Source organism: Myxococcus llanfairpwllgwyngyllgogerychwyrndrobwllllantysiliogogogochensis, from assembly GCF_006636215.1.
GTDB lineage: Bacteria > Myxococcota > Myxococcia > Myxococcales > Myxococcaceae > Myxococcus > Myxococcus llanfairpwllgwyngyllgogerychwyrndrobwllllantysiliogogogochensis.
The window spans coordinates 1-711 of sequence record NZ_VIFM01000588.1 but is presented as its reverse complement, the minus strand read 5'-3'; the positions used below and the strand labels follow the sequence as shown (position 1 = coordinate 711).

Sequence of the window (711 nt, the reverse complement as noted above, 5' to 3'; positions counted from 1 at the left end):
GTGTAGGCCAGCCAGACGCTGAAGATGGTGTTGCGCAGGGCGCGCAGCTGCACGATAAGGTGCTCCCGCAGCCAGTCGGCCACCGGCAGCGCCGAGAGCCAGCCGTGCTTCAGCGACTGATCGAGCCACATCGGTACAAACAGGAATACCCACAGGAAGGCCAGGCCGGCCAGCAGCCCCGGTACCGCGCGCGGGACCAGCACGCTGTAGTCGAGAAAGCGGGTGACGTTGTCCGCTTTGCGGTGCATGGCGATGCCGACAAACAGATAGCAGATCACCGCCAGCGCGCCGCCGATGATGCCGATAGCCATCGAGTTGACGATCGCCCGCAGCAGGTTGGGCTGCTGCCAGATATTGTGGAACGTCGCCAGCGACAGCTCATCCCACAGCGACACGCCGACGCCCCAGTTGGAGATAAAAGCGCGCAGCGCCACGCCGAGCAGCGGTACGCCGATGGTCACCGTCAGCCAGGCCACCACCACCGCCCCGGCCACCCAGCGCCATTTGCCCAGCGGCAGCGCCCGCGCCTGGGACGCCTTGCCCTTCATGGTGACAAAGCGGTTGGCGGTGCGCATCAGCCGCCGCTGGAGCATCACCAGCGGGATGGTGATGCAGATCAGCACCACCGCCACCGCCGCCATCAGATGGTAGGAGGGGGTGCCGAGCTTGTTAGTCAGCTTGTAGAGATAGGTCGCCAGCACCATGTTGCCC

General features: G+C 65.5%; 1 protein-coding gene. It reads right to left on the bottom strand.

Going from position 1 to position 711, the window contains the following annotated elements; all coding sequences use genetic code 11:
• On the bottom strand, positions 1 to 711 hold a 711-nt coding region (locus FJV41_RS55125; protein WP_368773785.1), incomplete at both ends, for an ABC transporter permease.